This window comes from Citrobacter sp. CK185 (assembly GCF_030333565.1).
Classification (GTDB): domain Bacteria; phylum Pseudomonadota; class Gammaproteobacteria; order Enterobacterales; family Enterobacteriaceae; genus Citrobacter_B; species Citrobacter_B koseri.
The window spans coordinates 131,442-143,692 of the sequence record NZ_JAOWFR010000025.1 but is presented as its reverse complement, the minus strand read 5'-3'; the positions used below and the strand labels follow the sequence as shown (position 1 = coordinate 143,692).

Annotated in this window: 14 protein-coding genes; 6 read left to right on the top strand and 8 right to left on the bottom strand. The window is 52.3% G+C overall.

The window, feature by feature from the left end; translation table 11 throughout:
• Positions 1-5: 5 nt before the first annotated feature.
• Positions 6-764, top strand: coding sequence for a chitin disaccharide deacetylase (chbG, locus tag OGV79_RS13130; RefSeq protein WP_112002381.1), 759 nt, complete (start codon positions 6-8; stop codon positions 762-764).
• A 176-nt stretch (positions 765-940) separates the two neighbouring features.
• Positions 941-1,204: a cell division activator CedA gene (gene cedA, locus OGV79_RS13125; RefSeq protein WP_196050445.1), complete on the top strand. Its 264-nt coding sequence runs from the start codon at positions 941-943 to the stop codon at positions 1,202-1,204.
• A 49-nt stretch (positions 1,205-1,253) separates the two neighbouring features.
• Here cedA and tcyP read toward each other — a convergent pair whose 3' ends face one another.
• From tcyP to hxpB, 4 genes are all read right to left on the bottom strand, one after another.
• The gene (gene tcyP / locus OGV79_RS13120; protein WP_047457375.1) at positions 1,254-2,645 is read right to left on the bottom strand and encodes a cystine/sulfocysteine:cation symporter; all 1,392 of its coding nucleotides are present in this window, start codon (positions 2,643-2,645) and stop codon (positions 1,254-1,256) included.
• 132 nt (positions 2,646-2,777) lie between these two features.
• Positions 2,778-3,380, bottom strand: coding sequence for a metal-dependent hydrolase (locus OGV79_RS13115; protein WP_077956894.1), 603 nt, complete (start codon positions 3,378-3,380; stop codon positions 2,778-2,780).
• A gap of 85 nt (positions 3,381-3,465) precedes the next feature.
• Complete coding sequence (kduD, locus tag OGV79_RS13110) at positions 3,466-4,227, bottom strand: 2-dehydro-3-deoxy-D-gluconate 5-dehydrogenase KduD (protein WP_104868730.1); 762 nt, start codon at positions 4,225-4,227, stop codon at positions 3,466-3,468.
• A gap of 147 nt (positions 4,228-4,374) precedes the next feature.
• Positions 4,375-5,043 carry a hexitol phosphatase HxpB gene (gene hxpB / locus OGV79_RS13105; protein ID WP_012132618.1) on the bottom strand — a complete coding sequence of 223 codons (669 nt, stop codon included), beginning with the start codon at positions 5,041-5,043 and terminating at the stop codon, positions 4,375-4,377.
• A gap of 148 nt (positions 5,044-5,191) precedes the next feature.
• On the opposite strand from hxpB, the gene OGV79_RS13100 reads away from it, so the two are divergent.
• On the top strand, positions 5,192-5,728 hold the full coding sequence (locus OGV79_RS13100; RefSeq protein ID WP_012132617.1) for a YniB family protein: 537 nt from the start codon (positions 5,192-5,194) through the stop codon (positions 5,726-5,728).
• A gap of 79 nt (positions 5,729-5,807) precedes the next feature.
• On the opposite strand, the gene OGV79_RS13095 is transcribed toward OGV79_RS13100, so the two are convergent.
• From OGV79_RS13095 to pfkB, 3 genes are all read right to left on the bottom strand, one after another.
• Positions 5,808-6,668 (bottom strand): fructosamine kinase family protein, encoded by an 861-nt coding sequence (locus tag OGV79_RS13095; RefSeq protein WP_024130386.1) that lies wholly within the window; start codon positions 6,666-6,668, stop codon positions 5,808-5,810.
• 110 nt (positions 6,669-6,778) lie between these two features.
• Positions 6,779-7,066: a type V toxin-antitoxin system endoribonuclease antitoxin GhoS gene (locus OGV79_RS13090; RefSeq protein ID WP_012132615.1), complete on the bottom strand. Its 288-nt coding sequence runs from the start codon at positions 7,064-7,066 to the stop codon at positions 6,779-6,781.
• Positions 7,067-7,171: 105 nt separating this feature from the next.
• Positions 7,172-8,101: a 6-phosphofructokinase II gene (pfkB, locus tag OGV79_RS13085; RefSeq protein ID WP_049008572.1), complete on the bottom strand. Its 930-nt coding sequence runs from the start codon at positions 8,099-8,101 to the stop codon at positions 7,172-7,174.
• A gap of 287 nt (positions 8,102-8,388) precedes the next feature.
• On the opposite strand from pfkB, the gene OGV79_RS13080 reads away from it, so the two are divergent.
• Positions 8,389-9,147 carry a DUF481 domain-containing protein gene (locus OGV79_RS13080; protein ID WP_012132613.1) on the top strand — a complete coding sequence of 253 codons (759 nt, stop codon included), beginning with the start codon at positions 8,389-8,391 and terminating at the stop codon, positions 9,145-9,147.
• 189 nt (positions 9,148-9,336) lie between these two features.
• On the opposite strand, the gene yniD is transcribed toward OGV79_RS13080, so the two are convergent.
• The gene (yniD, locus tag OGV79_RS13075; protein ID WP_096753848.1) at positions 9,337-9,444 is read right to left on the bottom strand and encodes a small membrane protein YniD; all 108 of its coding nucleotides are present in this window, start codon (positions 9,442-9,444) and stop codon (positions 9,337-9,339) included.
• Positions 9,445-9,748: 304 nt separating this feature from the next.
• Here yniD and thrS point away from each other — a divergent pair, with 304 nt between their 5' ends.
• Together thrS and infC are read left to right on the top strand one after the other, a co-directional pair.
• On the top strand, positions 9,749-11,677 hold the full coding sequence (thrS, locus tag OGV79_RS13070) for a threonine--tRNA ligase (RefSeq protein WP_060816194.1): 1,929 nt from the start codon (positions 9,749-9,751) through the stop codon (positions 11,675-11,677).
• Positions 11,678-11,680: 3 nt separating this feature from the next.
• Complete coding sequence (infC, locus tag OGV79_RS13065) at positions 11,681-12,223, top strand: translation initiation factor IF-3 (RefSeq protein ID WP_047457361.1); 543 nt, start codon at positions 11,681-11,683, stop codon at positions 12,221-12,223.
• The last annotated feature ends 28 nt before the right edge of the window (positions 12,224-12,251 follow it).

The following is a 12,251-nucleotide window of genomic DNA, read 5'->3' as shown; positions in this document are numbered from 1 at the left end:
TGGGTATGGAACGCTTATTGATTGTGAATGCGGATGATTTTGGCCTGAGCAAGGGACAAAACTACGGCATTGTCGAGGCTTGTCGGAATGGCGTTGTGACGTCCACAACGGCGCTGGTCAATGGTGAAGCCATCGACCATGCGGCGCAATTGTGCCGTGACGTGCCGAAACTGGCGGTGGGGATGCATTTTGTACTCACCTTAGGGAAGCCGCTGACGGCGATGCCGGGTTTGACGCGTGAAGGGCTGCTGGGAAAATGGATCTGGCAAATGGCCGAGGAAGAGACCTTGCCGCTGGATGAAATTTCGCATGAGCTGGAGTGTCAGTATCAGCGTTTTATCGACCTTTTTGGCCGTGAGCCAACGCATCTGGACAGTCATCACCATGTGCATATGTTCCCGCAAATTTTTCCCATTGTGGCACAGTTTGCGGCAGAACGCGGCGTTGCTCTGCGTATCGATCGCCAGTCGGTGCTTAATGCTGACGATCTGCCGGTAGCGTTACGCAGCTCGCAGGGATTCAGCAGCGAGTTTTACGGCGACGCTATTGCAGAAGCGCTGTTTCTTCAGGTGCTGGATGCCTCTGCTGACAGAGGCGAAAAGTCACTGGAAGTGATGTGTCATCCGGCGTTCATCGACAATATCATCCGTCAGAGCGCCTATTGTTACCCCCGCTTGACTGAGCTTGACGTGCTGACGTCTGCGTCGCTGAAGTATGCGATTGCGGAACGCGGGTATCGTCTCGGCAGTTTTCTTGATGTCTGACTCCTGAGTTTGCGGCGCATTGCTGCGCCGCATTTTTTATGCCGTCAGCCTGACGGCGCTTGTTTTACCCGCCCGTGACCAGACGCGGTGCGATGCCATCAGCGTAAACCGCACATGCAAGGCGGGACGAACGGGGGCAAAATCAGCTAAGATAGTGTTTTTCTGATTTTTAGCATTTGCCTTTAGTGAAGCAACTGATGATGAAACCTCTTCGCCAACAAAATCGCCCGGTTATCAGCTATGTTCCACGCGTGGAGCCCGCGCCGCCAGAACATGCGATAAAAATGGACGCGTTTCGTGACGTATGGATACTGCGCGGAAAGTATGTCGCCTTTATCTTAATGGGGGAGGCATTTCAGCGATCGCCTGCATTTACCGTTCCTGAGTCGGCGCAGCGATGGGCGAATCAGGTTCGCCAGGAAAATGAGATAGCCGAATAATTCGCATAAAAAAACCGCCTGATTAAGGCGGTTTGTTCATCACGCGGGATCAATGATGTGCCAGTTCGGCATCGTCTTCACTGTCCAGAAGGGTTTTGTCCGTCTGCTTCAGCCACTGGCTGGTCAGCGTACCGGCAGTCATTGAGCCGCTCACGTTCAGCGCGGTACGACCCATATCGATCAGCGGTTCAACGGAAATCAGCAGCGCGACCAGCGTGACCGGCAGGCCCATCGCAGGCAGAACGATCAGCGCGGCGAAGGTGGCGCCGCCGCCGACGCCCGCGACACCGGCAGAGCTGACGGTCACAATACCGACCAGGGTGGCAATCCAGACCGGATCAAGCGGGTTAATACCGACAGTCGGCGCAACCATCACCGCCAGCATAGCCGGGTACAGGCCTGCACAACCATTCTGACCAATCGTCGCGCCAAAAGAGGCGGAGAAGCTGGCGATGGATTCCGGTACGCCCAGACGACGCGTTTGCGCTTCCACGTTCAGCGGAATGGACGCGGCGCTGGAGCGGCTGGTAAAGGCGAACGTCAGAACCGGCCATACTTTACGGAAATATTTCAGCGGGCTGACGCCGTTGACGCCCAGCAGGATACCGTGCACCACAAACATGATGATCAGGCCAAGATAAGACGCGACCACGAAGCTACCCAGTTTGATGATGTCCTGTAGGTTAGACCCTGCGACGACTTTGGTCATCAGCGCCAGTACGCCATATGGCGTCAGTTGCATTACCAGGCGCACCAGCTTCATCACCCAGCTTTGCAGGGTATCGATAGCGATTAACACGCGTTCGCCTTTCGGCGCGTCGTCTTTCAGCAGTTTCAGCGCCGCGACGCCGAGGAATGCCGCGAAGATCACCACGCTGATGATGGAGGTCGGGTTTGCGCCGGTCAGGTCAGCAAACGGGTTTTTCGGCACAAACGATAGCACCAGTTGCGGTACGCTGAGGTCGGCGACTTTTCCAACATAGTTGGTTTCGATGGCGTTCAGACGCGCGGTTTCCGCGCCGCCCTGCACCAGACCTTCCGCCGTCAGACCGAACAGGTTGGTGACCAGTACACCCACCAGTGCGGCAATCAGGGTAGTGAAAAGCAGCGTGCCAATGGTCAGAAAGCTGATCTTACCCAACTGAGACGCGTTATGCAGACGCGCAACGGCGCTGAGAATAGACGCGAAGACCAGCGGCATGACGATCATTTGCAGCAGTTGTACATAGCCGTTGCCGACGATGTTGAACCACTGAACGGAGTCTTTTAGTACCGGGCTGTCAGACCCATAAACGGTGTGCAGGGCGAGACCGAAGATCACGCCCATCACCAGACCGACCAGCACTTTTTTTGCCAGACTCCACTGTTTGTGGCGGGTTTGCGCCAGCACGAACAGCAGTGCAACGAACACCACGATGTTCGCGATTAATGGAAAATTCATCCCCGTTCTCCTGATTTTTTTATACGTATCGCCGTGTGACAGCGATCCTGTTGGCGCAAGGTTAGCAGAACTGTGACCGACCTCTTATATTCAAATGGAATTGTTTATGCCAAAAATGACATTTATGCTGGTTTACTCAGCAATCTGGTGATTTATAAAGCGATCGAACTGCATTTGCAGCATATTAATCATCTGCGACGACCAACGCACTGCACTGTTTTCGGGCATTGTCTGCGGCATCCAGATAGCCCACACGAATAACGCCATGCATAAAAAACGCTCCAGTTGATTGCCTTTTTGCGGAACGAGGATCGGCAGACGGAAGCGCCAGCGGCAGGGCCAGAGCAGGGGAACGCCCGCCGGGGTCAGCATATCGGCCAGAATATGGCTTAAATAACCGAGCACCATTCCTTGCAGGGCATCGGCCGGAATAATCCAGCTCTCCGGCACTTTCAGGTAGAAAAGGGCAAGCATAGCGAACACGGCGAACAGGCTGTGCGTAAACCCGCGATGGCCGAACGCGCGCGCGACAGGTTTTGATATCCATTTCAGACGCTGGCCAAGAAATGATTTTGGATGATCAATATCGGGCAGCAGGCAGGTCAGGATGGCCGAAGGGACAATATGCCACCAGTCGCCCTGAGCGAGAACCGGCGTCAATTCCGCATTTTTGGCAAACACTGCGCAGGCAATGGAAAAAAGAAGGTGGCCTTCCGCCGTCATGATAAAACCCAATAAACTGTCAATTCATACAGTATAGGGTTTTTATACAGTAGGCGGAAGAGGTGACGTTGTAACTCTATGTCACAAATGACATGAATTAGCGCGCCAGCCAGCCGCCATCGACGGCGAGGGTATAGCCGTGAACGTAATCAGACGCCGAAGAAGCGAGAAAGACAACCGGGCCTTGCAGATCGGCAGGTGTGCCCCAGCGTCCGGCCGGAATGCGGTCAACAATCTCTTTGCTGCGTGCGGCGTCATCCCGCAGCTGTTGCGTATTGTTCGTCGCCATATAACCGGGAGCGATGGCGTTCACGTTGATGTGATGTTCCGCCCATTCGTTCGCCAGCAACCGCGTGATACCCAATACGCCGCTTTTCGACGCGGTATAAGAAGGAACGCGAATGCCGCCCTGGAATGAAAGCATTGAGGCGATATTAATAATCTTCCCGCCATCACCTTGCTTCAGGAATTGCCGTGCGACGGCCTGAGAGAGAAAGAACACGGATTTGAGATTCAAATTCATCACATCGTCCCAGTCTTTCTCGCTAAACGACAGCGCGTCTTCGCGGCGGATCGTCCCGGCGTTGTTCACCAGAATGTCGATTCGGTCAAACTGTTCGACCGTTTGCGCGACAATAGCCGGGATAGCGCGTTGCTGGCTCAGGTCGGCCTGGATCGCCATAAAACGGCGTCCGAGCGCCTCCACTTTTGCTGCCGTATCGTGGGGGACTTTGCGATTAACGCCGACGATGTCGCAGCCTGCTTCCGCCAGCGCCAGCGTCATTCCCTGCCCAAGCCCGGTATCGCATCCGGTCACTATCGCGACTTTACCTGCAAGACTAAACGCATCCAGAATCATGTTCACCTCGGCTATCGGTTTTTATCAGTTTTTGCCCTGAGAAAAGGATAGAAGAGGCGGTGAAGGAATACAATAAAAAATGAAACAGTGTTTTATAAAGCAGATGTGCGTAGCAAAACGGGCAATGTCGCCACCGCCCGTCGCTATTTAACCGCGCAGATGCGCTGCGGTCAGTTCAGCCAGCGAAGTCAGTTTGACGTTGGCAAGGGCGAAGCGCGGGTCGTGCTGGCCTTCTTCCGCCGGAACAACAATTGAGCGCATTCGCGCCGCTTTTGAGGCGACCATGCCGTTGACGGAGTCTTCCAGCGCAACACAGGTTAACGGGTCAACGCCCAGTTTGGCCGCGCAATCGAGGTATACCTGCGGATGCGGCTTGCTGTAAGGCAGTTTTTCCGCAGAGGCCAGGGCATCGAAACTTTCACGCAGATCAAACATGGTCAGCACCTTTTCCAGCATATGCAGGGGGGAAGCGGAGGCCAGACCGACCATTAACCCCTGAGATTTGCACAGCGCAACCGCTTCGCGCACGCCGGGGAGCAGCGGGCGAGTTTCTTCAACCAGTGAGATGGCGCGGGTAATGATTCGGTCAGTAACCGCCTGACGGTCTGGCCCATTCCACGGTTGTTGGGCGTACCAGAGGTCAACAACCATATCGATGCGTAAACCCAGCGTATCCGGGAGTTCATGGCGGCGGGTAATATCTACGCCTAAACTTGCCATGACCTCCAGTTCAGCTTGATCCCAAAGCGGTTCGGAATCGATCAGTAGTCCATCCATATCGAAAATTGCAGCAAGAATCTGACGCGGGGTTGACATTACAACCTCTCCTTTTGAGGTAAGAACACAATGGATTAAGCGCTTATTATGGCTAATGACGTATCATAGCGCCTTTAAAGAACAGGCGAAATTGGTTATCAGCAGGTAGACTTAGGCCAAAACGACGCGTCTTTATCAAGGGGAACTCATGACGTATCAACAAGCTGGACGCATTGCTGTCTTAAAAAGGATTCTGGGATGGGTGATTTTTATCCCCGCGCTTATTTCCACACTGGTTTCATTGCTGAAGTTTATGTATGAGCACAGCGAAAAGCAGGAAGGGATTAACGCGGTGATGCTTGATTTTACTCACGTTATGATTGATATGATGCGGGCGAATACCGCGTTCCTGAACCTGTTCTGGTATAACTCGCCGACGCCGGATTTTCAACACAGTCTGAACATTGTTTTCTGGGTGATTTTTGTGTTGATTTTCGTTGGCCTGGCATTGCAGGACTCAGGCGCCAGGATGAGCCGCCAGGCGCGTTTTCTACGCGAAGGGGTTGAAGATCAGCTTATTCTGGAAAAAGCGAAAGGCAGCGAGGGGTTGTCACGCGAGCAAATTGAGTCGCGCATCGTGGTTCCGCATCACACGATCTTCTTACAGTTTTTCCCGCTTTATATCCTGCCGGTGATTATCATCGTGTTGGGCTACGTTTTCTTTTCGCTTCTTGGATTTGTGTAGCAATGAAAAATGCCCGATAGCGCTTCGCTTATCGGGCCTGTGGTTCAGTGCATTTGTAAGCTGTCATCCGGCAAAATGGCTATGCCGCCAGCAACCTTTCCATCGCTTTTTGCGCCACCACCAGGTGTTGCCCGCCAAACAGTCTCGCCCGATTGAGCAGGGTATAGAGCTGATAGATCGGCTGGCGATCCAGAAAATCCAGCGGTAGCGGAGAAACAGACTGGTAGCCATCATAGATCTGCGGGGGTTGATCAGTATGCAGCGGCAGCATGGCCAGATCGCACTCCCTGTCGCCCCAGTAACAGGCGGGATCGAAAATGTAGGGGCCATCAGGCCCAAGCGCGCAGTTTCCTGACCATAAATCGCCGTGCAGCAGCGAAGGCTGTGGCTGATGCGAGGCCAGACGCTGCTGAACATGCTCAACGATCGCATCGATATTGCCAAATGCGATGCCTTTTTCTGCCGCCAGTTCGAGCTGCCAGCCAATGCGTTGTTCGGCAAAAAATGTTGACCAGCGTCGTTGCCAGGCATTGGGTTGAGGCGTGGTGGACAGGGCGTTATCAAAATCAAGGCCAAACTGGGGCTGGTCGCTCCATTCATGTAAATGGGCAAGTTGCTGACCGAGGATAAAGGCGTTGTGGGCATCCAGAGGACGGGGAGGAAGATAATCCATCACCAGAAAACTGTAGTCTCTGTCTGAGCCCTGCGCCCAGACTTTCGGGACGGTGACGGTTTTACTGCGGGAAAGCAGCTCCAGTTGGTCAGCTTCCGCCGTAAAGCCGGGAAGGAGCTCTCTTTCATCACATTTGACGAAAAAATCGCGTCCCGCATAGCGTAAATGCCATGCGGCATGGATCTCTCCGCCGGGCAGTTCATTACGCAGTTCGATTTCGCCTTCACCTAATTGCTCGCTTAAAAGACGACTGATAGCCTGCCACATGATGTCTCTCCCCATGTTGTCTGCCAGATCATAAGGTTAGCGCATAAATGCGGTGAAAAAACACGAGCTAACGCACACCGTAGACGCGTTTTTGCACAATGGCACTGATATTATCGGTCTTTAGTCCACTCCTCCCATGTCATGACCGATATTTCTGGTTTCTTATCTAAAGCGCTTTCCGCCAGCCCGGCGGTAAGCGCGGCGATCTCATCTTCGCTCAGGGCGCTGATAAAACCAAATGTGTTGGTACCCAGTTCATGTACATGCCCTTGCTCGTCGGTCATGGTGAGCAGAAAACCGCACCGCGTCAGATGGTTGTTCAACTCGTTAATTTCTGTCAGCGAGTCTTCATGAAATTTCACGGTTATGACATAGCGGATGACATCACCACTGGCCATAAATCACCTCTTTGTAATCACATGATTTTTTAGCATAGTCGGTTAATTCGTATGCTGATAGCTTTGCCGCTGAAACCCCCTCGTAATAAGGAGGGGGATGGCCGATCACTGGGAAAGCCAGGCGTAGATTTTCTGCGTATCGTCCCGGGAACACAGACGTGTTCCTTGATTCAACGTCGCCGCGCTGCCTGCCGAGACGCCGAAACGCACCATCTCTTCCAGCGAGGCGTTTTCCGCCAGTTTTAGCGTCATTGCGCCAACCATGCTGTCGCCCGCGCCGACGGTACTTTGACTTCTGACGGGAGGGGGAACAACCTGGACGCAGCTTTCGCTATCCACCGCCAGCGCCCCCTGCGGCCCCAGAGAAACAACGACGCGGCGCGCTTTGCCGCTCTTCACGATTTCCTGCGCCGCTTTGCGCACATCGTCAGGCTGCGTGAGTTCGCGATTAACCAGCGCGCTCAGCTCTTTTTGGTTCGGTTTGACCAGTTCAATATTGCCGAGAGATAACGCCGCGTTGAGCGCATCGCCCGAACTATCAATAATGCAGCGGATGCCCTGTTTCTGCGCGGCGGCAATAAGCTGCGTCAGTTTTTCCAGCTTGACGCCGGGCGGCAGACTCCCGCTGATAACCAAAATGGCGCCGGATTCGATCTCCAGAACCTGTTCTTCAATCTGGCGAAATTCGTCATCGTCGAGTGCGGCGCCGGGCATGACAAAGCGATATTGCTCCCCGCTGGACTCCACATGAACATGCAGGTTTTGTCGCGTCCAGTCTTTGGCATCGATGGTGACGACGGGGACGTTTTCATCGGCCAGAAGTGCGACCAGATGTTCGCCGGTCGCGCCGCCAGCGGGGAAAATCGCGGTTGCGGTTCCGCCAAGATGGGCAATCGCGCGGGCAACGTTGATTCCGCCGCCGCCGGGTTCAAAAACAGGTGATGAACAGCGAAGTTTCCCTTCGGGATAGAGTTGTGGGGTGATTGTTGCGCTATCGAGAGAGGGCGCAAGTGTTAACGTATAGATACGTATCATCTTTACCTCCTGTTAGGCTGACTTCAGTCTGGCACTGAATGCCCGGAAAGGGAAGTAATTAACAATATGATTTACTGGATATTTATTTAAAATTACCGGGAGAAAGATATATAAATAAATATCTGCTTTGGGAACTCTCTTATTCAAAAAATGAAATAAGAATTCATTGCTATGTTATTCGAGCCTTTTTATAATTTGTTACCTTTCCTGGATCGTTTGTCATTGATCCTTATGAAAGTTTCCGGGACCGTAACGGTCTCTTTTTTTGTTGTACGGACTCTTTATAAATGAAGCTTTTGAAGACAGTACCCGCTGCATTAATGTTGGCAGGGGGCGTATTTGCGTCAATGCATGCCGCTGCTGATGATTCCGTTTTTACTGTCATGGATGATCCCGCCACTGCGAAGAAACCCTTCGAAGGTAACCTGAATGCGGGCTACCTTGCTCAGTCAGGCAACACGAAAAGTTCTTCTTTAACGGCTGACACCACGATGACCTGGTACGGTGCAACCACCGCCTGGTCGCTGTGGGGGAATGCCAGCAATACATCCTCCAACGATGAACGCTCTTCGGAGAAATACGCGGTAGGCGGCCGTAGCCGTTTCAATATGACCGACTACGATTACCTGTTTGGCCAGGCAAGCTGGCTGACAGACCGTTACAACGGTTATCGTGAGCGTGACACACTGACCGCCGGTTATGGCCGTCAGTTCCTCAACGGGCCGGTGCACAGCTTCCGTTTTGAATTCGGTCCTGGCGTACGCTATGACGAACATACCGATGGAAAAACCGAGACCCAACCGCTGGGCTACGCTTCCGGTAGCTACGCCTGGCAGATGACGGATAACACCAAATTTACGCAGGGCGTGTCCGTTTTCGGCGCTGAAGATACCACCCTCAACTCAGAGACGGCGTTGAATGTCGCGATCAACGAACATTTTGGTTTAAAGGTGGCTTATAACCTGACCTGGAACTCCGAACCGCCCGCAACGGCGCCGGAACATACCGATCGCCGCACGACGGTATCGTTAGGGTATAAGATGTAATCGCCTGCCGGGTTGTTTTAAACACGACCCGGCTTTTTAAATTAGCGTTTTTATCGCGATTGCGCGCTAAGTGAAATTATATTTATATTTTCCGTGGCGAATGCCATTCATAAAAACGCGTTGAACGTGCATATTATTGATGTTTTCTATTCATTCGCAGGAATTAACTTTCGGCGAACGCTTCGGATATTAGCCCCAAATCATCGCCGCCCAGCGGAGCAGCAACATTGCGCCGCAAATGAGGAGCAATACGACAACCATCTTCCAGTGTTTTTTGGCAAAGCGGTTTGTTGGCATTTTCTCTCTTCCTGTCAAAATCGGACTGATGCTCCCAGTGTAACAAAAGCGATGGCGCGTCAGGGAATTGATTTACATCATACAGTTCGGCGTGATTGCGGCTTTGATCGGCAGTCAATGCCGTGTACACTGTCAAGCGGTGTTATCAAAAAACGGGTGTAGGTCCAGTCTTGCCATTCAGGCGGGCCGTGACATATTTCGCAGAGTGAAGCGGGAATCAGCCCATAACTTTTTGATAATTTTAAATATTGAAACTTTGTATGTGATCTTTCGTGTGGGTCACCACTGCAAATAAGGATATAACATGCCTGTTATTACTCTTCCTGATGGCAGCCAACGCCATTACGACCACGCTGTAAGCCCCATGGATGTTGCGCTGGACATTGGTCCAGGACTGGCGAAAGCCTGTATCGCAGGTCGCGTTAATGGCGAACTGGTTGACGCGTCCGATCTCATTGAACACGACGCTCAGCTGGCAATCATCACCGCGAAAGATGAAGAAGGTCTGGAGATCATTCGTCACTCCTGTGCGCACCTGTTAGGGCACGCGATTAAACAACTTTGGCCGAACACCAAAATGGCTATCGGTCCGGTTGTCGATAACGGTTTTTACTATGATATTGATCTCGACCGTACGTTAACCCAGGAAGATGTCGACGCGCTCGAAAAACGGATGCACGAGCTTGCTGAGAAAAACTACGACGTCATTAAGAAGAAAGTGAGCTGGCACGAAGCGCGTGAAACCTTCGTGAAGCGTGGCGAAACCTATAAGGTTTCTATTCTTGATGAGAATATTGCGCATGATGACAAGCCGGGCTTGTATCATCATGAAGAATATGTCGATATGTGCCGTGGCCCGCACGTGCCGAACATGCGTTTCTGCCATCACTTCAAACTGATGAAAACCGCAGGGGCATACTGGCGTGGCGACAGCAACAACAAGATGCTGCAACGTATTTATGGTACGGCGTGGGCGGATAAAAAATCCCTGAACGCCTATCTGCAACGCCTTGAAGAAGCCGCCAAGCGCGACCACCGTAAAATCGGTAAGCAGCTTGACCTGTATCATATGCAGGAAGAAGCGCCAGGTATGGTGTTCTGGCATAACGACGGCTGGACTATCTTCCGTGAACTGGAAGTCTTTGTGCGTTCTAAGCTCAAAGAATATCAGTATCAGGAAGTTAAAGGCCCGTTCATGATGGACCGTGTGCTGTGGGAAAAAACCGGGCACTGGGAAAACTACAAAGATGCGATGTTCACTACCTCTTCAGAGAACCGTGAATACTGCATCAAGCCGATGAACTGCCCGGGCCACGTGCAGATCTTCAACCAGGGTCTGAAGTCCTACCGCGATCTGCCGCTGCGTATGGCGGAATTCGGTAGCTGCCACCGTAACGAACCGTCAGGCGCCTTGCATGGCCTGATGCGCGTACGTGGCTTCACCCAGGATGATGCGCATATCTTCTGTACTGAAGAACAGATTCGCGATGAAGTGAACGCCTGTATTCGTATGGTCTACGATATGTACAGCACCTTTGGCTTCGAGAAGATCGTCGTCAAACTTTCCACTCGCCCCGAAAAACGTATCGGTAGCGATGAAATGTGGGATCGTGCTGAGGCGGATCTGGCCGTTGCGCTGGAAGAAAACAACATCCCGTTTGAGTATCAACTGGGTGAGGGCGCATTCTACGGTCCGAAAATTGAATTTACCCTGTATGACTGCCTCGATCGTGCATGGCAGTGCGGTACGGTACAGCTGGACTTCTCTCTGCCGTCTCGTCTGAACGCCTCTTATGTTGGCGAAAACAACGAGCGTCAGGTGCCGGTGATGATTCACCGCGCGATTCTTGGGTCAATGGAACGTTTCATCGGTATCCTGACTGAAGAGTTCGCGGGCTTCTTCCCGACCTGGCTTGCGCCGGTTCAGGTAGTGGTGATGAACATTACCGATACTCAGTCTGAATACGTTAACGAATTGACGCAGAAACTACAAAATGCGGGCATTCGTGTAAAAGCAGACTTGAGAAATGAGAAGATAGGCTTTAAAATCCGCGAGCACACTTTACGTCGTGTCCCTTACATGTTGGTCTGTGGCGACAAAGAGGTAGAAGCAGGCAAAGTAGCCGTGCGTACCCGTCGTGGCAAAGACTTGGGCAGCCTGGACGTAAATGAAGTTATCGAGAAGCTGCAACAAGAGATTCGCAGCCGCAGTCTTCAACAACTGGAGGAATAAAGTATTAAAGGCGGAAAACGAGTTCAAACGGCGCGTCCTAACCGTATCAATGGCGAAATTCGCGCCCAGGAAGTTCGCTTAACAGGTCTGGAAGGCGAGCAGCTTGGTATTGTGAGTCTGAGAGAAGCTCTGGAAAAAGCTGAAGAAGCTGGAGTAGACTTAGTCGAAATCAGCCCTAACGCCGAGCCGCCGGTTTGTCGTATAATGGATTACGGCAAATTCCTCTATGAAAAGAGTAAGTCTTCTAAGGAACAGAAGAAAAAGCAAAAAGTTATCCAGGTTAAGGAAATTAAATTCCGTCCTGGTACAGATGAAGGCGACTATCAGGTAAAACTCCGCAGCCTGATTCGCTTTCTCGAAGAGGGCGATAAGGCCAAGATCACGCTGCGTTTCCGCGGTCGTGAGATGGCCCACCAACAGATCGGTATGGAAGTGCTTAATCGCGTGAAAGAAGATCTGGCTGAACTGGCAGTTGTCGAATCCTTCCCTACGAAGATCGAAGGCCGTCAGATGATTATGGTGCTCGCTCCTAAGAAGAAACAGTAAGGCCTTCAAGTAGCAATTCCTGTGGAGC